Source organism: Enterobacter cloacae complex sp. HYC074_NIDB, from assembly GCF_056673345.1.
This window is the reverse complement of sequence record NZ_CP114214.1, coordinates 3659754-3680928: the sequence shown is the minus strand read 5'-3', so window position 1 is coordinate 3680928 and position 21175 is coordinate 3659754. Positions and strand designations below refer to the sequence as shown.

The window sequence follows — 21175 nt, the reverse complement described above, 5'->3', positions numbered from 1 at the left end:
AATGTAAAACTTAGTGAATTGCTTCCTGACGGTGATAGCCGCGCCACCATACCAGCAAATTTATCGCCGCGACGATGGCGCCGATGGCGCACACTCCCGTCCAGCCCGCATGCTGCCAGGCGGAGGCTGAGATGAGCGAGCCCGCCGCGCCGCCGATAAAGTAGCTGGTCATGTACCCGGCCGTCAGACGGTTACGGGCGTCCGGCTTCACGCGGTAAATCACGGTCTGGTTGGTGATGTGTACGCCCTGCACGGTGAGGTCTAGCACCAGAATACCGACAATCAGCGCCAGCACGGAGACGTGTCCGTACCAGATGGCCGCCCAGGAGAGGAGGAGTAAAACCAGCCCTGCGGAGGTGGTCATATGAGATTTACCTTTATCGGCCAGCCCACCCGCCGGGCGCGCGCCCAGTGCGCCAGCCGCGCCTGCCAGCCCGAACAGGCCAATCACGCCTTCTGAGTAGTTAAACGGTGGCGCGGCGAGCAGAAACGCCATCGACGTCCATAAGATGCTGAAGTTGGCGAAGGTGAGACACCCCAGAATGGCGCGCGTGCGCAGGAGTTTATCCCGGGTGAAAAGGCTGAAAACGGAGGCGAGGAGCTGCGGATAGTTCAGGTGATTTTCCTGCTTCACCTTTGGCAGGCCGCGCCACAGGGCCAGCGCCATGATAAGCATCAGCACGCTCGCCACCCAGTAAACGGTGCGCCAGCCGCCGAGGCTCGCCAGCAGCCCGGCAACGGTTCGCGCCAGCAGGATGCCCAGCAGCAGGCCGCTCATGATAGTACCGACCACTTTGCCGCGTTTTTCCGGGGAAGCCAGCGTCGCGGCGAGGGGAACCAGAATTTGCGCCACCACCGAGAACAGCCCCGTCAGCGCGGTGCCGATAATCATCATCGTTAACGACTGGCTGCTGGCGGTGATCAACATTCCGCCCGCCGCCAGCAGCGTCATGGAGACGATAAGCATCCGGCGCTCAAACATATCGCCTAATGGCACCAGGAACAGCAGCCCGGCCGCATAGCCGAGCTGTGCTGCGGTGACAATAAAGCCGGCGGAGCTGGCTGAAAGATCGAAGGCGCGTGCGATGGTGTCGAGCAGTGGTTGTGCGTAATCGTTGCTGGCGACGGCCAGACCCGTTGCCACGGACATTAAAAGGATGAGTGCGGGGCTAAGCCCTTGAGTTGTTTTTGTCATTAGTTTCAGGAATCGTGAGTTAAGTGATTATTTTTCCGGAAACATAATAACCAATGATGGTGAATGTTGGGGAATTGTTATGTGTGTGTTTGTGCGGTTAAGCCCCTCACCCTAACCCTCTCCTGAAGGGAGAGGGAACGCTAACACCCCCTCCCTTCGGGAGAGTGCTGGGGTGAGGGGAAAGTACTTTACTTCTGCGCCTCAAGCGCCTCTTTCACCCAGCCATCGAACTGCTGCTGGTGGGCTTTGATCCAGCCATCCACGTGGCCTTTGATATCTGCTTCGGATGATTTACCCGCGTGCATCATCGCGTTCTGGGCGTTAATGTCAGCCAGCGGCAGTTTCATCACCGAGAACAGCTTCGCCGCCGCAGGGTTTTTCTCGGCCCAGGCTTTGTTCGCCACGATATGCATGGTATTCACCGGGAAGCCATAGTTCATGCCATTTGGCAGTTTGGTGTCGATATCTTTCTGCTCGCCCGGCAGGGAAGAGAAGGGCACCTGCAACCACACCACGTCTTTGCCCGGCTTCAGCACGTCGCTCACCCAGTACGGCGTCCAGGTGTAGTAGATCACTGGCTTGCCTTCTTTAAAGCGGGCGATGGTGTCGGCCATCATCGCAGAGTAATTGCCGTGGCTCACGTCGACGGTCTTAGCCAGATCGAAGGCTTTGTTCTGGTGGTTAATCACCGCTTCACAGCCCCAGCCCGGCGAGCAGCCCATCATGTCGGCTTTACCGTCACCGTTGGTATCAAAGAGTTTGGCGATCTTCGGATCTTTCAGCTGTTCAATATTGGTGATGTGATACTTATCGGCGGTTTTCTTGTCGATCAAATATCCCTGCGCAGCGCCGGTCACAAAGGTGCCTTCACGGTAGAATTTCTTGTCACCGCCTGCGGCGGCATACATATCGTCGTGCAGCGGCTGCCAGTTCACGGCGGTAAAGGTGGCATCGCCGGAGGCAATGGAGGTATAGCCCACGTTGTAATCCACTTCGCTGGCGGTATTCACCGTATAGCCCAGTTTCTCCAGCGCACGGCTGACAATCTGGGTCTGGAAGGACTCTTCCGAAATGGTGCTCTGCACCGGCTGCACGGTAATGCCTTTGCCCGGCAGGTCAGCGGCAACTGCGCTGGTGGAGACAAGGGTCGCAAACGCTGTGGCAAAAAGTACGTTATGTCGCATCGTTGTTCCTTATTTTGTGAATGGGCGGGTGAGTAACCCGACAGGGCCGGTGGTGTACCAGCGACGGTTGCCGCGACTGCGTGAATCACGACCGACAGCCTGGGTCAGGCGGTCAAGAATGATGGCGAGGATCACAATCCCGACGCCGCCGACGGTCGCCAGCCCCATATCGAGACGGCCAATGCCGCGCAGTACCATCTGACCTAACCCGCCAACGGCAATCATTGAGGCGATCACCACCATCGACAGCGCCAGCATCAGCGTCTGGTTAACACCTGCCATAATGGTCGGCATCGCCAGCGGAAGCTGAACCTTAAACAGCATCTGACGCGGGCTGGCGCCGAACGAGCGCGATGCCTCTATCAGATCCGCAGGCACCTGGTTAATGCCCAGAATGGTCAGACGAATAATTGGCGGAAGGGCGAAGATAATGGTCACGACCACCCCCGGTACGTTACCGATGCCGAACAGCATCACGATAGGCACCAGGTAAACGAACGCTGGCGTGGTCTGCATCGCATCCAGCAGCGGGCGGATAATTTTCGCGGCCCGGGGGCTGCGCGCCAGCCAGATCCCCATCGGCAGGCCGATCACCACGCAGAACAGCAGGGCGGTCAGCACCAGCGCCAGGGTGATCATCGCCTGAGACCACGCGCCAATCGCGCCGATGGCAATCAGGGAGATCAGCGTGGCGATCCCCATACCCGCGCTGCCGAACTGCCATGCGATCAGCGAGAACAGGATAATCGCCACCGGCGCGGGCATGCCCAGCATCAGCTGCTGGAAGCCGTTCAGGATGTAATCCACCGGGATGCGGATCCCCTGGAACACCGGACGGAAGTGGGTAACGACCCAGTCGATCCCCTCCGTTACCCAGCTATCCAGCGGGATCAGCGTCTTGTGGAACGGATCCATAATATTGAAATGCTCTGGGGCAGGCGCTGGTGCGCTGTTGAGCCAGTCTGCCGCGCCGCCGCCATCGGCAGGCGCAGGCGTCGAACCCCACGCATCGGCAGATTGCGCCGCGCTGTCCGCTGCTTCAGTGGTGCCCCATGGGTTTGATTGATCAGCCATTGTTTGTCCCCTCGCGATCTAAAGCCTGTAGCAGCATCCGTTTTGAGATGATGCCAACGTACTGTTGTTCTTCACCGACAACCGGCACGGCGCACGGCGCCTGACCCACGTGAGAGAGCAACTCGCTGAGCGGCGTTTCGGCGTCCACGGCAAGCGGAGCGTCAATCAACGCCGCATCGATTCCCTGGTTTTCGCTCAGGGCGGTTTTCAGGGAGTCGATGGAGACAACGCCGACAAATTTATTGCCGCGTTCAACCAGATAACCGTATTCACGGTCTTCGTCCTGCAACAGCTTCAGCGCGGAGCGCGGACCAAAACCTGGCGTTTTACGAATAATGCCGTTTGGTGTTCGACGGGCAATATCTTTCGCACTGAATACGTGGCTAATATCCACGCCGCGGAAGAAGGTGCGCACATAATCATTCGCCGGATTATTGAGAATTTCATCCGGTGTGCCGACCTGCACCACTTCACCATTTTGCATAATGGCGATACGGTCACCAATACGCATGGCTTCATCCAAATCGTGAGAAATAAAAACAATGGTGCGCTGATGTTTGGCCTGTAATTTTACCAGCTCATCCTGCATCTCGGTGCGAATTAAGGGATCGAGCGCCGAGAAGGCTTCGTCCATTAATAAAATATCCGGATTAATCGCTAATGCGCGCGCTAATCCCACACGCTGACGCATACCGCCGGAGAGTTCATCCGGATACGCATGAGCATAATTTTCCAGCCCGACCTGACGCAGTGCATCAAGGGCTTTTTCCTGACGTTCCTGAGCGGGGATACCGGCTAACTCCATGCCAAAGGCGGTATTATCGAGTACCGTCATGTGCGGCATCAGTGCAAATGACTGAAACACCATCGCAATTTTCTTTCTGCGCACCTCGCGGAGTTCCGCGTCTGATATTCTGGCGATATCAACGCCGTCAATCAGCACCTGTCCGCGGGTGGGTTCAATCAGGCGATTGAGAAGGCGAACCATAGTGGATTTACCCGAACCGGATAATCCCATGATGACAAAAATCTCGCCTTCTTCAATGGCCAGACTGGCGTCTTTAACGCCAAGCGATAGCCCGGTTTTTTCCAGAATTTGCTCTTTCGAAAGGCCTTTCTCAATATATTTGAAAGCACGCTGCGGGTGCTCGCCAAATACTTTATAAAGATTTTTCACTTCTAATTTAATTGCCATGCAATAGAGAGTGTCCTGTTATTTGTTTATGTCGATATGATTACCATGGTAAATAGTTAACTGGCATTACCCTAACATACTCAGAATCTGAGACAACCCTGAGCCGGCCGGAGGCCGGAATTTTGCCGCAAGCGAAACGGCTGAATTTCCCATGAATAAAGGGCTGAGGGCGGTTTGAATTTTTCTCAATTTTTTGCTGCTGCATGGGGAAATTTCGCCTGAATCGGTGTGTTTCAGGCGAATATGACGGGGAAATTACAGTGTAGTACGTAGTGGAATATTCGGCTGAAAATAATGAAATGCAGAGTTAATTAATGAACGTTAATTCATTCATTAAAAATCCCAGTCCTCGTCTTGCGTCTCCACCGCTTTACCCATCACGTACGACGAGCCGGACCCGGAAAAGAAGTCGTGGTTTTCATCGGCGTTGGGCGACAGCGCCGCGAGGATCGCCGGGTTCACTTCCGCCATTTCCGGTGGGAATAACGCTTCGTAGCCCAGGTTCATCAGCGCCTTGTTGGCGTTGTAGCAGAGGAAGGCTTTTACGTCCTCTTCCCAGCCCGTTCCGGCGTACAGCTCCTCGGTATAACTCAGCTCGTTGTCATACAGATCCATCAGTAAATCGAGGGCAAAACCTTTGAGTTCCTCGCGTTTTTCCGGGATGACTTTCTCCAGTCCTTTCTGGTACTTATAGCCGATGTAATACCCGTGTACCGCTTCATCGCGGATGATGAGGCGAATCAAATCGGCGGTGTTGGTGAGCTTGCCCCGGCTCGACCAGTACATAGGCAGCCAGAAGCCGGAATAGAAGAGGAAAGATTCCAGGAATACGCTGGCGATCTTCTTCTTCAGCGGCTCGTCGGCCCGGTAATATTCCAGCACCAGATCTGCCTTGCGCTGCAATGACGCGCTCTCTTCACTCCAGGCGTAGGCGGCGTCCACGTCTCTGGTCTGGCACAGAGTGGAGAAAATCGAGCTGTAAGAGCGGGCATGCACCGCCTCCATAAAGCTGATATTCGACATTACCGCCTCCTCGTGCGGGGTCAGCGCATCACTCATCAGCGCGGGCGCACCCACGGTATTCTGAATGGTGTCCAGCAGCGTCAGGCCGGTGAAGACGCGGATTGTCAGCTGCTGCTCGGCATGGCTCAGAGTTTGCCAGGCCGGAATATCGTTGGAGAGCGGCACCTTTTCCGGCAGCCAGAAGTTGCTGGTCAGGCGGTTCCATACCTCCAGGTCTTTATCATCCTGAATTTTGTTCCAGTTAACGGCGCTTACGCGTGACAGTTTCATCCTTTCTCCTTACAGCGCGCAGGACACGCAGCCTTCAATTTCGGTGCCTTCCAGCGCGAGCTGGCGCAGGCGAATGTAGTACAGCGTTTTGATGCCTTTCTTCCAGGCGTAGATCTGCGCTTTGTTGATATCCCGCGTGGTGGCGGTGTCCGGGAAGAAGAGCGTCAGCGACAGCCCCTGATCCACATGTTTAGTCGCCTCGGCGTAGGTATCAATGATCTTTTCCGGGCCAATTTCATAGGCGTCCTGGTACAGAGCCAGATTCTCATTGGTCATAAACGGGGCAGGGTAGTAGACGCGCCCGGTTTTGCCTTCCTTACGGATTTCAATCTTCGACACGATGGGGTGGATGCTCGACGTGGCGTGATTGATATAGGAAATGGAGCCGGTTGGCGGCACCGCCTGAAGGTTCTGGTTATAAATGCCGTAGCGCATCACCTCTTCACGCAGCTGTTGCCACATCTCACGCGTCGGCAGGGTGATGCCAGCGCGGGCAAACAGCGCGCGTACTTTTTCGGTTTTCGGCTGCCAGTCGCCTTCCAGATACTGGCTGAAATACTCTCCGCTGGCGTAGCGGGACTGCTCAAAGCCTGCGAACCGCTGGTGGCGTTCGCGCGCCAGCATCATCGAGGTATGCACCGCATGCCAGGTGACGGTGTAGAAATAAAGGTTGGTGAAATCCAGCCCTTCGGGGCTGCCGTAGGCGATGCCCTCCCGCGCCAGATAGCCGTGCAGGTTCATCTGCCCAAGGCCGATGGCATGCGACGCGGCGTTGCCCGCTTCAATAGACGGTACGCTGCGGATGTGGCTCATGTCTGATACCGCCGTCAGTCCGCGAATGGCGGTCTCTACCGTGCGGCCAAAATCGGGAGAGTCCATGGTGTGGGCAATATTCAGCGACCCGAGGTTACAGGAGATATCCTTGCCCACGTCCGCGTAGTCGAGGTTCTCGTCGTAGCTGGACGCGCTGTTGACCTGCAAAATCTCCGAGCACAGATTGCTCATGTTGATGCGCCCGCCAATCGGGTTGGCGCGGTTCACCGTATCCTCGTACATGATGTACGGATAACCGGATTCAAACTGAATTTCAGCCAGCGTCTGGAAGAAATCCCGGGCGTTGATGGTTTTTTTACGAATGCGATCGTCGGCCACCAGCTCGTCGTACAGCTCGCTTATCGCCACGTCGCCAAAGGCTTTGCCGTAAATCCGCTCAACATCATACGGCGAGAAGAGCGCCATGTCGGCATTCTCTTTAGCCAGCTTAAACGTGATATCCGGGATCACCACGCCGAGCGACAGGGTTTTAATGCGGATCTTTTCATCGGCGTTTTCACGTTTGGTATCCAGAAAACGCAGAATGTCCGGGTGGTGCGCGTGCAGATAAACCGCACCCGCGCCCTGACGCGCGCCAAGCTGGTTGGCGTACGAAAAGGCATCTTCCAGCATCTTCATCACCGGGATGACGCCGGAGGACTGATTTTCGATGCGCTTAATCGGCGCGCCCGCTTCCCGCAGGTTCGAAAGCAGAAATGCCACACCGCCGCCGCGTTTCGAAAGCTGTAGCGCCGAATTTACCGCACGGCCAATCGACTCCATATTGTCTTCAATACGCAGCAGGAAGCAGGAGACCAGCTCGCCGCGCTGGGCTTTCCCGCAGTTAAGGAACGTTGGCGTGGCGGGCTGGAAGCGGCCGGAGAGGATCTCCTCCGTGAGTCTTTCGGCCAGCACTTCATCGCCCTGCGCCAGCGTCAGCGCCACCATCACCACCCGATCTTCAAAGCTTTCTAAATAGCGTTTGCCGTCAAAGGTTTTCAGGGTGTAGCTGGTGTAATACTTCCACGCGCCGAGAAACGTCTGGAAGCGAAAACCGCTGGCGTGCGCCCGTTCAAACAATGCCACCACGAAGGCGCGGTCGTAGCGGGTCAGGACACGCTCTTCGTAATAACCCTCTTTTACCAGCCAGTCGAGACGTTCCTGCTGGCTGCCAAAAACGATGCTGTTCGGGCGCACATGAGCGGCAAAAAAGGCGTCCACCGCCTCACGATCTTTACCAAACTGAATGCGCCCCTCCCGGTCATAGAGGTTTAGCATGGCGTTTAATGCGTGGTAATCCGGCGTTGCCTGAATCACGCGCTCTGCGGTTGTCGTTGCCAAAATTCGTTCACTCCTTTACGCACGTTCTCTACGTCCTGCTGTGTCCCCATCAGTTCAAAACGATAGAGATACGGCACGCCGCATTTTTGAGAGATGACATCCCCGGCGCGGGCAAAGGCCTCGCCGAAGTTGCGATTGCCTGCGGCGATCACGCCGCGAATAAGCTGCCGGTTATGGGGATCGTTCAGAAAGCGGATCACCTGACGAGGCACAGCCCCTGCGGTGCCGCCACCGCCATAGCTGGGCACCACCAGAATGTAGGGTTCGTCTACCTGAATACGCTCCCGCTCGTTCAGCGGAATGCGTATCGCGGGCAGCCCGAGACGCTCCATAAACCGAAGCGTGTTTTCCGAGCTGCTGGAAAAGTAGACCAGCGTGCTCATGCACTGACGCCCTGAGCGGCAAGGCGGTTGATCATGTCCGGACGGAAGCCAGACCAGCTGGTGTCGCCGGCAACCACAACCGGAAGCTGACGGAAACCCTGCGCCCGCAGGGTGTCTGCCGCGTCGGGCACCTGATCAATATTGACCATCTCAAATGCCACGCCGCGGCTCTCCATCGCCCGTTTCGTGGCGTGGCACTGAACACAATCGTTACGAGTGTAAATAATAATGCTCATGATTCGCATTTCCATTTAGAATGAGAGGACGGCGCGAGTAAACGCGTCATATTGTGTGTGTCTTACTAAAGGGAATACTAGATGTAGTTTATATAAGTTTCAACCACACAAGATATGGGAAATTCAGATTGATAAGGCCCCAATGATGAGCCTGGCGGGGCAGAGCGGGCTGTACGGTTTTTTCAGGTTGTCAGGCAAAGAAAAGCCCCGGCGCCTGAGGCTACCGGGGCTAAGAACGCGCGCTTACTTACGCAGGCTAAGCAGGGCGCCGACAAAAATCCCGACCGCCGCGACCGTTCCCAGCGTACAAAGCGGTTTTTCACGTACGAAGGTGGTGGCGCAGCTGGCCATGTCGCAGGCCGCCTGAGTGGTACGTGAGCGGCCGTTCATCCTTGCCCGCGTTTCACGCAGCAGAGACTGAGCCTTACGTTTCGCGGCATCTGCTTCGTCCTTCGCGTCAGAGCCCCAGGATTTCAATACGGCTTCCAGCGTGTCCGCTAATTGGCTGACATCGTTACGAATATCCTGTGTGTCGTCATTAATATCGTTTCGGTTCGGTCTGTTAAACATACGATCCTCCATAATTTGTGTTCCCGTTTAGTTTAGTCCAGAAATGTAATATCTGAAGCGAGTCACGGCTTATCGGGCAGTTTATGGAATATTCTGAAAGCCCTGCTAATGCTGAATACTGTAAGGTTGCCGGGCAGGAATGATAATGAGGAAAAGATATGTATTTACGACCCGATGAGGTGGCGCGCGTTCTTGAAAAAGAAGGGTTCACCATGGATGAGGTAACATCAAAAGCATACGGATATCGCCGTGGTGAGAATTATGTTTACGTCAACCGTGAAGCAAGAATGGGGCGTACTGCTCTCATTATTCACCCGACACTCAAAGACAGAAGCCTGTCATTTGCTGAGCCCGCCTCGGATATTAAAACCTGCGATCATTATCAGCAATTTCCGCTCTATTTAGGCGGCGAGACGCATGAACATTATGGTATTCCGCACGGTTTCAGCTCGCGTATGGCGCTGGAGCGATTCCTGAAAGGGCTGTTTGGCGACGTACAATAACTCTGCGACTGGCATGAGCCAGTCGCCTTACCTTACGCTTTTGCCTGGCTATAAGGGCTGACTTTGAACAGGCGGCGGCAGTAGTCAAGAAAGTAACCGTACACCGCACCCATCAGCATGGATACCACGATATTTGAACTTACCGCAGCGGCGATTTGATGCCAGTCTGCGCCCACCGTCAGCAAAATAAACACATACACCGGGGACTGGAACGTCACGTAAGCCAGCACGTCCGCCAGGTTTTTTACCCAACCCGCCGGGCTAATACGCCGGGCTAAACGCATCACTGCATCGCGGTACAGGCCGTACGGCCAGGCGATCATGATATTCACCGGAATGGCCACCAGGCGCGACGAGAGAGATTGCTCAAAGGACATTCCCGACAGGAAAATTTCAATCAGCATATTCACGACGGAACAGTAAACGACCATCGCGAACGTATCCGCTACCGCATGGCGCAGGCGAGACTGCGGTGAGAACATGTCTGAACTCCTCGAACAGGACAAAAAAGTGGCGTTTTACCTGCGGCCTTTAGTGCTTTAGGTTGGTTTGTTTTGAGTGTATAGCGTATCTCTCTGGCTTTTAACTAACAAGTAGTGATTAATTTTTATTTACTGGCGCTTTAGCCATAAAATTCTCTAAAAATGTGCGTTTTTTGCGCGCTTCGTTATTTTCTCTCCTCGCGCCTATTTTAGTGAAATATATCAATGAATTAGATTATCTATGCGCCTGTGAAACCTTTGTTGTGTGGGATTTTGGAGGCGGTTTTTTGAACGGTTTAAAACAGGGTTTTTTGGCCTGGGGAAGGGCGGTATATTACGCTTTAAAACAGACATATATTTCAGGGTTATATTAACGGGATATTCTAAAACATTTACAATAATGTCAAAACGTCACGGTGGGTAGATATCAGAACCAAAATCAATTATTCTGTTGCCTGATTTATGTTATACACACGAAGAAAGGTTTTTCATTATTATGGCTTTAACGTTACAGAATCTTAATAATATTCGTACCCTCCGGGCGCTGGCACGTGAATTATCCATGGATGTTCTGGAAGAAGTGCTGGAAAAATTCCGGATTGTCACTGAAGAAAAACGCAGCGAGCAGGCTGAATTAGAGCGTCAACGCGCTGAACAGCAGGATAAAATTAATGCTCTGCTGGAACTGATGAAAGCTGACGGTATTTCTCCGAGCGATCTGTTAGGCAGTGACCTGGCGCAGGCGGGTCAGCCGACGAAAAAACGTAAAGCGCGTGCGGCGAAATATCGTTTTATTGACGCGAACGGTGAAGAAAAAACCTGGACCGGTCAGGGACGTACGCCAAAGCCAATTGCGACCGCACTGGCAAACGGTAAATCGCTGGACGATTTCCTGATCTGATGATTATTCGGGCGGTGTATTCCGCCCGATTATTGACTTAGCAGACGCCAAAGTCACCTTCTTCGGAGTACAGAACTACGTCCGCCGCTTTCAGGTGATATTTCTCGCCCTGCTCATCGCTGGCCTGCACGGCCACAATGTTTTCACCATTCACTTCGAGCACTTTCAGTTTCGGACCGCCCTGACGCGGTTGGACATAATCACCGACAGAAAACATAGCACCTCCTCATCATTGTCATGATCTTCACCATAGCCCACGTCTGGGACGGGGTACAGCCTAATCTTTCAGATACTCCTTATCAGGTACGTCGGTTCCACGGCATCACTTTCAGAAGTCGCGCCATACCGCAAAAACCTGTCACTCCGGCGAACAGCAGCCCGGCGCCCACAAAACCGCTCAGCAGGAAAAAACCGCTGGAGACGCTGTAACCCAACACCACGCCGCAGAGGATCAGCAGCCCGGCAGCGATCTGCACCTGACGCATCAGCGGAAGCGGCTGCGATCGATCTTCAAAGGTCAGCAGCCCGGCCTGTTTCCAGCCCTGAATGCCTCCCTCAACCACACAGGCGTTCGCAGGGGATGCTGCCTGCGCCAGACGAGCAGCATTGTTTGAGGTTCGTGCGCCGGACTGACAGTGGAAAATCACCGTTTCTCCCGGCGCCGCGTTAAGCCCGCCGGGTAACGAATCCAGCGGAATGGAGTGCGCCGCCGGAATATGCTCGCGGGCATACTCGTCGGGGTCGCGAATATCGATAAGTTTGGCGCCTTCAGCAATAAGCGCGTTTGCCTGCTGCGGCGAAATAAGAGGAAGAGACATTATGTTTCCTTACGGTCAATTTCAGAACAGTAGAGCATTTAAGGCCGGGTTTAAGCCAGTGTAAAGAGGGTAAAGGCAGGTAAAAGCGCGAGAGATGAATGGCAGTTACCCTTAAACTGGCTACGCTTAGAGAAGTGTCTTTTATAATTTTCAATTGGTTAGCTTGCACGGAGTTATTTATGGGTTTTTGGCGCGTTGTTTTTACGATTATTCTCCCGCCGCTGGGCGTGCTGCTTGGCAAGGGGCTGGGCTGGGCGTTTATTCTGAATATCCTTCTGACCATCCTGGGCTACTTCCCCGGTCTTATCCACGCATTTTGGGTTCAGACGAAGAGCTAGGTACGCCACAGTAAGTCACTGTAGATCCGGGTCAGCACGCCTTCGGGGCCAAATTGCTGTTTTATCCAGCGCGTGACCTGACCGGTCGCCGCATGCTGCGTGGCGAGCAGCATGCGCGAATCCTGGCGCGGATTATTGATTCGCCGCGTTACCAGCAGCCCATCCTCCACCGCCTCACGCGTCATGTATTCCGGTAAAAATCCAATACCTTCCCCCAGGATCTGACACTGGCATTTCGTGTTGAAGTCCGGCACCAGAATCGCCTCCTGACCGTGAAGCAGCCAGCCCACCTTCTTATTGATGGTATGCGCGGTATCCTCGACCATGATATTGGGATACAGACGCAGCTGACTTTCGGAGATGGGCTCCGGGGCGAACGCCAGCGGATGCGTGGGCGCGATGGCAAATACCCAGCGGATCGCGCCTATCTCGGTATAATCAATGCCGCCGCCGTCCAGCAGCGTATCCGGCGCGCCAATGGCGATATTGGCCTGATTATTAATGATGGAATCCCAGACGCCGTTATACACCTCGGTCGTCACCGTGATCTGGCAGGTGGGAAACTGTTTTTTCAGCACCTGGAGCAAACGCGCGGTATGGCGTGGCGTATACAAAAGCTGATTTATGCAGATGCGCACTCGCGTCTCAATGCCCTGAGAAATGGTATCAATCCCGCGCTTGATGGCATGAAAGTCATTCAGCAGGTCGGTCGCTTTACGATAAAAATAAAAACCGGATTCGGTCAGCTCAATGCTGCGCGTGTTGCGTACAAACAGCACCACGTCCAGGCCGGTCTCCATGCGTTTGATGGTGTAACTGATTGCCGAGGTGGTTACGCCCAGCTCGGCAGCCGCTTTGCTAAAACTGCCAAAACGTGCCGCGGTGGTGAAGGCCAGCAAATTCTCTTCGGTAAAGATGGAATTCATATTATGGCTCCTGGTGACCATCAGTTTTGAACATATTTTAACACTGGCGTTACATCATAGTTGATGTTGGTCACAGTTCTGTATTTTTACGTAGGGCCGCGCTTTGTAAGGCTTTTTCAGCCATAAGGATAATGCAGCCTGAAGCGTGTAAAAGCGGTAAAACATAAGAAAAAGGTTGCACAGACGCACGTTTCTGCCGGACCGTTGAATTTAACTCAACAATGAATTGCGTGTCGATGAATCATTTTTAAGCGGATTCTTTTATGACCAGGCTGTTGCTATTCTCAGGTCATCAGAAGTGAAACATAGGGAGTCTGAATATGTCTGCAACTGCACTGGTTACAGAATTTCTGCTGGCGGCAGAAGAGGGCAATATCGACGCGCTAAAAGCCTGCCTGGAAAAAGGCGTGGATATTAACGTAACCAACCGCCAGAAAAGAACCGCCATTATTATTGCCAGCCTGAAAAAGCATTACGCCTGTGTGGAATTTTTAATTGCCGCCGGGGCGGATATTGATAAACAGGACCAGACCTGTTTTAACCCCTTCCTGATCAGCTGCCTGACCAATGATTTAACCCTGCTGCGCATTGTCCTTCCGGCGGATCCGGATCTCGACCGTCTGACGCGCTTTGGCGGCGTGGGCATTACCCCTGCCAGTGAAAAAGGGCACGTTGAAATCGTGCGTGAGCTGCTGGAAAAAACCGACATCAACGTCAACCACACCAATTTTGTCGGCTGGACGCCGTTGCTGGAGGCCATCGTATTAAACGACGGCGGCGCAAAGCAGCAGGAAATTGTGAAGCTGCTGCTGGATCACGGCGCGAACCCGCACATGACCGATAAATACGGCAAAACCCCGCTCGAACTGGCGCGGGAAAAAGGCTTCAACGCGATCGCAGACCTGCTGCTGGCGGCAGGCGCGTAGCGCATTCGGTCAGCCTTCCCCTGGCTGGCCGTTACTGAAAAAACGCATTGTTACCGACGTGCATTTAGCACGACGGCGGCCCCCTTTTATCTTAAACAGGTGAAAATAATGCCAACCAAAATCGTCATAAAAAAGAATACGTATTTCGATTCGGTTTCCTTAATGTCGGTTTCCACCAAAGCCAATAAATTGCCGGGCGTCGAGCAGGCGTTTGTGGCGATGGCGACGGAAATGAACAAAGGCGTATTAAAAAACCTCGGGCTATTAACGCCGGAATTAGCGGACGCGAAAAATGGCGACCTGATGATCGTGATTAAAGGCGACGCGGCAAATGATGAAACCCTGGCCGCCATTGAAGCGCTGTTCACGCGTAAAGAGCGCACGGGCTCCCATGAAGCACGCTACGCGTCGATTGCCAGCGCCAAAACCCATCGTCCGGACAGCAACCTGGCGGTGATTTCCGTCAACGGCACCTTCGCCGCCCGGGAAGCGCGTCAGGCGCTGGAAAACGATCTTAACGTGATGCTGTTCTCCGATAACGTATCGCTCGACGACGAGCTGGCGCTGAAGCAGCTGGCGCATGAAAAGGGTCTGCTGATGATGGGGCCAGACTGCGGCACCGCCATTATCAACGGCGCGGGGCTGTGCTTCGCCAACGCGGTGCGTCGCGGGCCGATTGGCATCGTTGGCGCCTCCGGTACCGGCAGCCAGGAGCTGAGCGTGCGCATTCATGAGTTCGGCGGCGGCGTGTCGCAGTTGATCGGCACCGGCGGACGCGATCTTAGCGAGAAGATCGGCGGCCTGATGATGCTCGACGCCATCGACATGCTGGAGGCGGACGACGCTATTCGGGTGATAGCGCTCATCTCCAAACCGCCAGCACCCGCGGTGGCTGAGAAGGTGCTGGCCCGGGCACGCGCCTGCCGCAAGCCTGTAGTTGTGTGCTTCCTGGGCCGCAACGAACCGCCTGCCGATGAAGACGGTTTGCAGTTTGCTCGTGGCACCAAAGAGGCGGCCCTGAAAGCGGTGCTGCTTACCGGCATTAAAAAAGACGACCTGGATTTACATCCGCTCAACTGGCCGCTGATCGAAGAGGTACGCACCCGCCTGACGTCGCAGCAGAAGTACATTCGCGGCCTGTTCTGCGGCGGCACCCTGTGCGACGAAGCGATGTTTGCCGCGCTGGAGAAGTTTGACGATGTTTACAGCAACATCCAGCCGGACCCGGCCAGGCGTCTGAAAGATATCAGCGTTAGCCAGGCCCACACCTTCCTTGATTTCGGTGACGATGATTTCACCAACGGCAAGCCACACCCAATGATCGACCCGACCAACCGCATCAGCCGCCTGCTACAGGAGGCGCGCGATCCGCAGGTGGGCGTCATCGTGATGGACTTCGTGCTGGGCTTTGGCGCGCACGACGATCCGGTGGGGGTGATGATCGAGGCGATCAAAGAGGCACAGGCGATCGCGAACGCCGACAACCGTCCGTTGGAAATTCTCGGCTACGTGCTCGGCACCGATCAGGATCCGCAGTCGCTGGCGCAGCAGTGCCAGCTGCTGACCGACGCAGGCGTCATCTGGGCCAGCAGCAGCACCAACACCGGATTACTGGCACGCGAATTTGTCTGCAAAGGGGAGAAAGCATAATGACCACTTTATTCAACCAGCCGCTAAACGTCATTAACGTCGGCATTGCGATGTTCAGCGACGACCTCAAAAAGCAGCACGTTCCCGTGACCCAGCTCGACTGGACGCCGCCGGGGCAGGGCAATATGCAGGTTGTTGAAGCGCTCGACCAGCTGGCGGAAAAACCGCTGGCGGAGAAAATTGCCGCCGCAAACAAAATTGCCCTGGAGCGGATTATTCAGTCCCATCCGGTGCTGGTGGGCTATGACCAGGCCATCAACGTGGTGCCGGGCATGACCCGCACGACCATTCTGCACGCCGGTCCGCCAGTTACCTGGGAAAACATGTGCGGTGCGATGAAAGGTGCGGTTACCGGCGCGCTGGTGTTTGAAGGGCTGGCGACGGATCTGGAGGACGCCGCAAGGCTGGCGGCGTCAGGTGACATCACCTTCTCGCCGTGCCACGAGCACGACTGTGTGGGCTCTATGGCGGGCGTCACCTCCGCGTCGATGTTTATGCACATCGTTGAGAACAAAACTTACGGCAACCGCGCCTTCACCAACCTCAGCGAGCAGATGGCGAAGATCCTGCGTATGGGGGCTAATGACCAGAGCGTGATCGATCGTCTGAACTGGATGCGCGACGTGCTCGGCCCGATGCTGCGCGACGCCATGAACATTATCGGCGAAATCGACCTGCGCCTGATGCTGGCCCAGGCGCTGCATATGGGCGACGAGTGCCACAACCGCAACAACGCGGGCACCACGCTGCTTATTCAGGCGCTGACGCCGGGGCTGATCCAGGCGGGCTATTCGGTGACGCAGCAGCGTGAAGTGTTCGAGTTTGTCGCCAGCAGCGACTATTTCTCCGGTCCGACGTGGATGGCAATGTGTAAGGCCGCGCTGGATGCCGCCCACGGCATTGAGTACAGCACCGTCGTCACCACCATGGCGCGCAACGGCTACGAGTTCGGCCTGCGCGTTTCCGGCCTGCCGGGGCAGTGGTTCACCGGCCCGGCGCAGCAGGTGATCGGCCCGATGTTCGCGGGCTATAAGCCGGAAGACTCCGGGCTGGATATCGGCGACAGCGCCATCACCGAAACCTACGGCATCGGCGGCTTTGCGATGGCGACGGCCCCGGCAATCGTGGCACTGGTGGGCGGCACGGTGGAGGAAGCCATCGATTTTTCTCGCCAGATGCGCGAAATCACCCTCGGCGAAAACCCGAACGTCACCATTCCGCTGCTCTCCTTTATGGGGATCCCGACCGCCATCGACATCACGAAGGTCGCGGGCAGCGGCATTCTGCCGGTCATCAATACCGCCATTGCCCATAAGGACGCGGGCATCGGCATGATAGGGGCGGGCATCGTTCACCCGCCGTTTAGCTGTTTTGAAAAGGCGCTGTTGACCTTCCGCGATCGCTACTTTTTATAAGGCATGCATCCATGAAAAACATGAAACTGGAGTGGAAAAGAGGTGACTGGGCAGCTTATTTCGGGTTGATGACCAACAACCTGACCAATTTGCTGACCATGATGGGGTTGCTCATTTTTGTCGTCGGCATCCCGAAGGAGATTGTTTATGGACGCATCGCGCCAGCCTTCGGGCTGGCGGTGCTGGTGGCGAGTCTTTGCTATACGTGGTTTGGCCTGCAAATGGCGCGCGCTACCGGACGAACGGACGTCACCGCGTTGCCGTCCGGCCCGAGCGCGCCGTCGATTTTTACCGTGACCTTCCTGGTCTTAATGCCGGTTTACCAGCAAACCGGCGATGCGGATTTCGCGATTCAGATTGGCCTGGTGTGGTGCTTTGTGGAAGAGATGATCCTCGCGGGCGGTTCCTTCCTTGGGGAAACCATTCGCAAGATGATCCCGCGTACCGTGCTGCTGTCGTGCCTGTCCGGTCTTGGCTTGCTGCTGCTGGCGATGAACCCGATGTTGCAGGCGTTCGAAGCGCCGACCGTATCGTTTATCGTCCTGCTGCTGATCTTCATTAACTGGTTCGGTAAAAAGCCGATTTTCGCCCGTATCCCGACCGGCCTGCTGTTGTTAATTGCCGGTACTCTACTTGCGTGGATCTCCGGCCTGCAAAGCCCGGATGCCATTAAAGCGTCCATGTCATCCTTCGGCTTTAACCCGCCGGAAGTGCACGTGGACAGCTTTATGCAGGGGCTGCCGCACGCGCTGCCGTATCTGGCGTCCGCCGTACCGCTGGGGCTGGCGAACTACATCTTTGACCTGGAGAACATCGAAAGCGCCCACGCGGCAGGGGATGAATACCCGACCCGCAAGGTAATGCTGGCGAACGGTCTGGCCTCGATGCTCGGCTGCCTGATGGGCAATCCGTTCCCGGTCACGGTCTACGTCGGCCATCCTGGCTGGAAAGCGATGGGCGCCAGCATCGGCTACACCCTGGCGTCCGGCGTGACCATGTTCATCGTGCCGCTGTTCGGGCTGGGGGCCTTTATGCTCGCCATCATACCGATGACCGCCATCGTGCCGATTCTGGTGTTTATCGGCGTCGTCACCGCCAACCAGGTGGTGAGGGAAACCCCGAAAGTGGAGGTGCCCGTTATCTTCATCTGCCTGTTCCCGTGGATCGCCAACTGGGCGCTGACCATGATGAACAGCGTGATGAGCGCCGCGGGGACCAGCGCGGCGAAAATCGGCACCGACGTGTTGCACAGCAAGGGTATCTACTACGAAGGCCTGATGCATCTCGGCAACGGCGCGCCGCTCGCCAGCATGCTCTGGGGCTGTATCGCCATCTTCGCCATCCTCAACAAACCGCTGCGCGGGGCCGTCGCCGCCGCAGGAGGCGCGCTGCTGGCGCTGTTTGGCGTGATCCACGCCCCGGTGGTGGGCTTTGCCGAGGGCAGTTCCCTGATGTTTGTCACGGCCTACCTGATGATGGGCGGGATGTTTGTGGTGAAGCATGTGCTGGATACCTCTGTTAATCCCCCTCTCCCTGTGGGAGAGGGCCGGGGTGAGGGCACCAGAACGCACCTTCTAAAGGAAACAAAATGAAAGAGCTTATGGTCGTCGCCATCGGCGGCAACAGCATTATCAAAGACAACGCCAGCCAGTCGATTGAGCATCAGGCGCAGGCGGTCAAAGCGGTGGCTGAGTCGGTGCTCGAAATGCTGGCCTCGGACTATGACATCGTGCTCACCCATGGCAATGGCCCGCAGGTGGGGCTGGATCTGCGCCGCGCCGAAATCGCCCACGAGCGGGAAGGGCTGCCGCTGACCCCGCTGGCAAACTGCGTGGCGGATACCCAGGGCGGCATCGGCTACCTGATCCAGCAGGCGCTCAACAACCGCCTGGCGGCGCGTGGCGAGCAAAAGGCGGTCACGGTCGTCACCCAGGTGGAGGTGGATAAAAACGATCCCGGCTTTACGCACCCGACAAAACCGATCGGCGCGTTCTTCAGCGAGGCGCAGCGCGACGAGCTACAGCTCGCGCACCCGGACTGGCATTTTGTTGAGGATTCAGGCCGGGGCTATCGCCGCGTGGTGGCCTCGCCCCAGCCGCTGCGCATCGTCGAGGCGGATGCGATTAAGGCGCTAACGCAGAAAGGTTTTGTGGTCATCGGCGCGGGCGGTGGAGGCATTCCCGTGGTGCGCAGTGAACAGGGCGATTACCAGAGCGTGGATGCGGTTATCGATAAAGATCTCTCCACCGCGCTGCTGGCGCGCGAGATCCGCGCCGACGTGCTGGTGATCACCACCGGCGTGGAGAAAGTGTGCGTGAACTTCGGCAAGCCGAACCAGCAGGCGCTGGATACCGTCAACGTGGCGCAGATGACGCGCTACATGGATGAGGGCCACTTCCCGGCGGGCAGCATGTTGCCAAAAATCGTCGCTTCGCTGGAATTTTTACGCCATGGCGGCAGGCGCGTAATCATCACCTCGCCGGACTGCCTGCCCGCAGCGCTGCGCGGTGAAACGGGTACCCATATTATTAATGAAGGAAGATAAGATGAGTGAGAATAAAAGCCGCCGCGAGTTTATCAGCCAGAGCGGCAAAATGGTTACTGCCTGCGCGCTGTTTGGCGCCATGGGTTCCGTCGCGTATGCTGCCGATTCTGTAAAGGCAACCTGCGAGACGGGTAAACCGATGAACATCACCGCAAAACATTACTATCTCGACAACGTGCTGCTGGAAGCCGGGTTTAACTACGACGGCAGCGTGGCGACAAGCACACGCACCGAGCTGAAAACGCTGGAAATCAAAGACGGGAAAATCGTCGCCCTGCTCGACAACAACAGCCACACTGATGCGGCCCTGCCGCACTTCGACGCGGGCAAAAAGCTGATGCTCCCGGCGATGCGCGACATGCACATTCATCTGGATAAAACCTTCTACGGCGGCCCATGGCGCTCCCTGAACCGTCCGGCGGGCACCACCATTCAGGACATGATCCGCCTGGAGCAGAAGCTGCTGCCGGAGTTACAGCCCTACACGCAAGAACGCGCCGAAAAGCTGATCGACCTGATCCAGTCCAAAGGGTCCACCATCGCCCGCAGCCACTGCAACATAGAGCCGGTTTCCGGCCTGAAAAACCTGGAAAATTTGCAGGCGGTACTGGCGCGCCGGGGCGCAGGCTTTGACTGCGAAATCGTTGCCTTCCCGCAGCACGGCCTGCTGCTGTCGAATTCTGAAAAGCTGATGCGCGAGGCGATGCAGGCGGGGGCGCATTATGTGGGCGGGCTGGACCCAACCAGCGTCGACGGCGCGATGGAGAAATCGCTAGATACCATGTTCCAGATTGCGCTGGATTACGACAAAGGGGTGGATATTCACCTGCATGAAACCAGCCCGGCGGGCGTGGCGGCGGTGAACTACATGGTAGAAACCGTGGAGAAAACGCCGGCGCTGAAGGGGAAGCTGACCATCAGCCACGCCTTCGCGCTGGCCACGCTTAACGAACAGCAGGTGGATGAGATCGCCACCCGCATGGCGGCACAACAGGTAACCATCGCCTCGACCGTGCCGATTGGCACCCTGCACATGCCGCTGAAGCAGTTACGTGATAAAGGCGTGTTTGTCATGACCGGTACCGACAGCGTGATTGACCACTGGTCGCCGTACGGTCTGGGTGACATGCTGGAGAAAGCCAATCTGTACGCCCAGCTCTATATTCGCCCGAACGAGCAGACGCTTTCGCGGGCGCTGGGCATCGCCACCGGCGACGTGCTGCCGCTGAACGACAAAGGTGAGCGCGTGTGGCCTAAAGCGCAGGACGACGCCAGCTTTGTGCTGGTTGACGCCTCCTGTTCCGCCGAGGCGGTGGCGCGCATTTCTCCGCGCACCGCGACGTTCCACAAGGGGAATCTGGTCTGGGGCACGGTCGCCTGACGCCAC

The 21175-nt window shown here is 56.2% G+C and carries 22 protein-coding genes; 9 read left to right on the top strand and 13 right to left on the bottom strand.

What is annotated here, in order from left to right:
• Positions 1–10 precede the first annotated feature (10 nt).
• The 9 genes from O1724_RS17900 to O1724_RS17860 all read right to left on the bottom strand — a co-directional run bounded on the left by O1724_RS17900 (position 11) and on the right by O1724_RS17860 (position 9284).
• Positions 11–1195 carry an MFS transporter gene (locus O1724_RS17900; RefSeq protein WP_126296922.1) on the bottom strand — a complete coding sequence of 395 codons (1185 nt, stop codon included), beginning with the start codon at positions 1193–1195 and terminating at the stop codon, positions 11–13.
• 188 nt (positions 1196–1383) lie between these two features.
• A complete protein-coding gene (gene proX, locus O1724_RS17895; RefSeq protein WP_017382774.1) occupies positions 1384–2379 on the bottom strand; it encodes a glycine betaine/L-proline ABC transporter substrate-binding protein ProX in 996 nt (331 codons plus the stop codon).
• Between the two features lie 9 nt (positions 2380–2388).
• Positions 2389–3453, bottom strand: a complete 1065-nt coding sequence (gene proW / locus O1724_RS17890; RefSeq protein WP_015571659.1) for a glycine betaine/L-proline ABC transporter permease ProW — start codon at positions 3451–3453, stop codon at positions 2389–2391.
• Positions 3446–4648: a glycine betaine/L-proline ABC transporter ATP-binding protein ProV gene (gene proV, locus O1724_RS17885; protein ID WP_022651720.1), complete on the bottom strand. Its 1203-nt coding sequence runs from the start codon at positions 4646–4648 to the stop codon at positions 3446–3448. Before proV ends, proW begins: the two co-directional genes overlap by 8 nt.
• A gap of 333 nt (positions 4649–4981) precedes the next feature.
• Entirely contained in the window at positions 4982–5941 is a 960-nt protein-coding gene (gene nrdF, locus O1724_RS17880; RefSeq protein ID WP_032660089.1) for a class 1b ribonucleoside-diphosphate reductase subunit beta, read from the bottom strand.
• 9 nt (positions 5942–5950) lie between these two features.
• Complete coding sequence (gene nrdE / locus O1724_RS17875; RefSeq protein WP_126296921.1) at positions 5951–8095, bottom strand: class 1b ribonucleoside-diphosphate reductase subunit alpha; 2145 nt, start codon at positions 8093–8095, stop codon at positions 5951–5953.
• Positions 8068–8478 (bottom strand): class Ib ribonucleoside-diphosphate reductase assembly flavoprotein NrdI, encoded by a 411-nt coding sequence (gene nrdI / locus O1724_RS17870; RefSeq protein WP_003862188.1) that lies wholly within the window; start codon positions 8476–8478, stop codon positions 8068–8070. The genes nrdE and nrdI overlap by 28 nt, the downstream gene beginning before the upstream one ends.
• Positions 8475–8714, bottom strand: a complete 240-nt coding sequence (gene nrdH, locus O1724_RS17865) for a glutaredoxin-like protein NrdH (protein ID WP_017382770.1) — start codon at positions 8712–8714, stop codon at positions 8475–8477. Before nrdH ends, nrdI begins: the two co-directional genes overlap by 4 nt.
• 243 nt (positions 8715–8957) lie before the next feature.
• Positions 8958–9284: an ElaB/YgaM/YqjD family protein gene (locus O1724_RS17860; protein WP_017382769.1), complete on the bottom strand. Its 327-nt coding sequence runs from the start codon at positions 9282–9284 to the stop codon at positions 8958–8960.
• 158 nt (positions 9285–9442) lie between these two features.
• Here O1724_RS17860 and O1724_RS17855 point away from each other — a divergent pair, with 158 nt between their 5' ends.
• Positions 9443–9787, top strand: coding sequence for a DUF2002 family protein (locus O1724_RS17855; protein WP_006811693.1), 345 nt, complete (start codon positions 9443–9445; stop codon positions 9785–9787).
• 32 nt (positions 9788–9819) lie between these two features.
• Here O1724_RS17855 and alaE read toward each other — a convergent pair whose 3' ends face one another.
• Positions 9820–10269: an L-alanine exporter AlaE gene (gene alaE, locus O1724_RS17850; protein ID WP_022651718.1), complete on the bottom strand. Its 450-nt coding sequence runs from the start codon at positions 10267–10269 to the stop codon at positions 9820–9822.
• Between the two features lie 496 nt (positions 10270–10765).
• Here alaE and stpA point away from each other — a divergent pair, with 496 nt between their 5' ends.
• Positions 10766–11170, top strand: coding sequence for a DNA-binding protein StpA (gene stpA, locus O1724_RS17845; protein ID WP_022651717.1), 405 nt, complete (start codon positions 10766–10768; stop codon positions 11168–11170).
• Positions 11171–11207: 37 nt separating this feature from the next.
• Here the strand turns inward: stpA and O1724_RS17840 are convergent, their stop codons facing one another.
• Both O1724_RS17840 and O1724_RS17835 read right to left on the bottom strand, forming a co-directional pair.
• Positions 11208–11387: a hypothetical protein gene (locus O1724_RS17840; RefSeq protein WP_003862199.1), complete on the bottom strand. Its 180-nt coding sequence runs from the start codon at positions 11385–11387 to the stop codon at positions 11208–11210.
• 82 nt (positions 11388–11469) lie between these two features.
• Positions 11470–11988 (bottom strand): rhodanese family protein, encoded by a 519-nt coding sequence (locus tag O1724_RS17835; RefSeq protein ID WP_126296920.1) that lies wholly within the window; start codon positions 11986–11988, stop codon positions 11470–11472.
• A gap of 179 nt (positions 11989–12167) precedes the next feature.
• Between O1724_RS17835 and O1724_RS17830 the strand changes: the two genes are divergently transcribed.
• Positions 12168–12326, top strand: coding sequence for a YqaE/Pmp3 family membrane protein (locus O1724_RS17830; protein WP_003862203.1), 159 nt, complete (start codon positions 12168–12170; stop codon positions 12324–12326).
• On the opposite strand, the gene O1724_RS17825 is transcribed toward O1724_RS17830, so the two are convergent.
• Entirely contained in the window at positions 12323–13252 is a 930-nt protein-coding gene (locus tag O1724_RS17825; protein WP_015571650.1) for a LysR substrate-binding domain-containing protein, read from the bottom strand. The two genes, O1724_RS17830 and O1724_RS17825, sit on opposite strands and share 4 nt — an antisense overlap.
• A 320-nt stretch (positions 13253–13572) precedes the next feature.
• Here O1724_RS17825 and O1724_RS17820 point away from each other — a divergent pair, with 320 nt between their 5' ends.
• The 6 genes from O1724_RS17820 (at position 13573) to O1724_RS17795 (ending at position 21169) form a co-directional block, all read left to right on the top strand.
• The gene (locus O1724_RS17820) at positions 13573–14178 is read left to right on the top strand and encodes an ankyrin repeat domain-containing protein (RefSeq protein WP_022651715.1); all 606 of its coding nucleotides are present in this window, start codon (positions 13573–13575) and stop codon (positions 14176–14178) included.
• Between the two features lie 108 nt (positions 14179–14286).
• On the top strand, positions 14287–15828 hold the full coding sequence (fdrA, locus tag O1724_RS17815) for an acyl-CoA synthetase FdrA (protein ID WP_126296919.1): 1542 nt from the start codon (positions 14287–14289) through the stop codon (positions 15826–15828).
• Positions 15828–17243, top strand: coding sequence for a YlbE family protein (locus O1724_RS17810; protein ID WP_059370869.1), 1416 nt, complete (start codon positions 15828–15830; stop codon positions 17241–17243). The genes fdrA and O1724_RS17810 overlap by 1 nt, the downstream gene beginning before the upstream one ends.
• Positions 17244–17254: 11 nt before the next feature.
• Positions 17255–18835, top strand: coding sequence for a xanthine permease (locus O1724_RS17805; protein WP_126296918.1), 1581 nt, complete (start codon positions 17255–17257; stop codon positions 18833–18835).
• Complete coding sequence (locus O1724_RS17800; RefSeq protein WP_045335668.1) at positions 18832–19788, top strand: carbamate kinase family protein; 957 nt, start codon at positions 18832–18834, stop codon at positions 19786–19788. Before O1724_RS17805 ends, O1724_RS17800 begins: the two co-directional genes overlap by 4 nt.
• Position 19789: 1 nt before the next feature.
• On the top strand, positions 19790–21169 hold the full coding sequence (locus O1724_RS17795; RefSeq protein ID WP_058672811.1) for an amidohydrolase family protein: 1380 nt from the start codon (positions 19790–19792) through the stop codon (positions 21167–21169).
• Positions 21170–21175 lie beyond the last annotated feature (6 nt).

Bases quoted from the DNA above. Each gene is read 5' to 3' on its own strand.
- O1724_RS17825 (WP_015571650.1), bottom strand. From the start codon at position 13,252: ATGAATTCCATCTTTACCGAAGAGAATTTGCTGGCCTTCACCACCGCG.
- O1724_RS17810 (WP_059370869.1), top strand. From the start codon at position 15,828: ATGACCACTTTATTCAACCAGCCGCTAAACGTCATTAACGTCGGCATT.
- fdrA (WP_126296919.1), top strand. From the start codon at position 14,287: ATGCCAACCAAAATCGTCATAAAAAAGAATACGTATTTCGATTCGGTT.
- stpA (WP_022651717.1), top strand. From the start codon at position 10,766: ATGGCTTTAACGTTACAGAATCTTAATAATATTCGTACCCTCCGGGCG.
- alaE (WP_022651718.1), bottom strand. From the start codon at position 10,269: ATGTTCTCACCGCAGTCTCGCCTGCGCCATGCGGTAGCGGATACGTTC.
- proW (WP_015571659.1), bottom strand. From the start codon at position 3,453: ATGGCTGATCAATCAAACCCATGGGGCACCACTGAAGCAGCGGACAGC.
- O1724_RS17855 (WP_006811693.1), top strand. From the start codon at position 9,443: ATGTATTTACGACCCGATGAGGTGGCGCGCGTTCTTGAAAAAGAAGGG.
- O1724_RS17805 (WP_126296918.1), top strand. From the start codon at position 17,255: ATGAAAAACATGAAACTGGAGTGGAAAAGAGGTGACTGGGCAGCTTAT.
- O1724_RS17820 (WP_022651715.1), top strand. From the start codon at position 13,573: ATGTCTGCAACTGCACTGGTTACAGAATTTCTGCTGGCGGCAGAAGAG.
- proV (WP_022651720.1), bottom strand. From the start codon at position 4,648: ATGGCAATTAAATTAGAAGTGAAAAATCTTTATAAAGTATTTGGCGAG.
- nrdH (WP_017382770.1), bottom strand. From the start codon at position 8,714: ATGAGCATTATTATTTACACTCGTAACGATTGTGTTCAGTGCCACGCC.
- O1724_RS17860 (WP_017382769.1), bottom strand. From the start codon at position 9,284: ATGTTTAACAGACCGAACCGAAACGATATTAATGACGACACACAGGAT.
- O1724_RS17795 (WP_058672811.1), top strand. From the start codon at position 19,790: ATGAGTGAGAATAAAAGCCGCCGCGAGTTTATCAGCCAGAGCGGCAAA.
- O1724_RS17900 (WP_126296922.1), bottom strand. From the start codon at position 1,195: ATGACAAAAACAACTCAAGGGCTTAGCCCCGCACTCATCCTTTTAATG.
- O1724_RS17835 (WP_126296920.1), bottom strand. From the start codon at position 11,988: ATGTCTCTTCCTCTTATTTCGCCGCAGCAGGCAAACGCGCTTATTGCT.
- nrdI (WP_003862188.1), bottom strand. From the start codon at position 8,478: ATGAGCACGCTGGTCTACTTTTCCAGCAGCTCGGAAAACACGCTTCGG.
- O1724_RS17840 (WP_003862199.1), bottom strand. From the start codon at position 11,387: ATGTTTTCTGTCGGTGATTATGTCCAACCGCGTCAGGGCGGTCCGAAA.
- O1724_RS17800 (WP_045335668.1), top strand. From the start codon at position 18,832: ATGAAAGAGCTTATGGTCGTCGCCATCGGCGGCAACAGCATTATCAAA.
- nrdF (WP_032660089.1), bottom strand. From the start codon at position 5,941: ATGAAACTGTCACGCGTAAGCGCCGTTAACTGGAACAAAATTCAGGAT.
- O1724_RS17830 (WP_003862203.1), top strand. From the start codon at position 12,168: ATGGGTTTTTGGCGCGTTGTTTTTACGATTATTCTCCCGCCGCTGGGC.
- proX (WP_017382774.1), bottom strand. From the start codon at position 2,379: ATGCGACATAACGTACTTTTTGCCACAGCGTTTGCGACCCTTGTCTCC.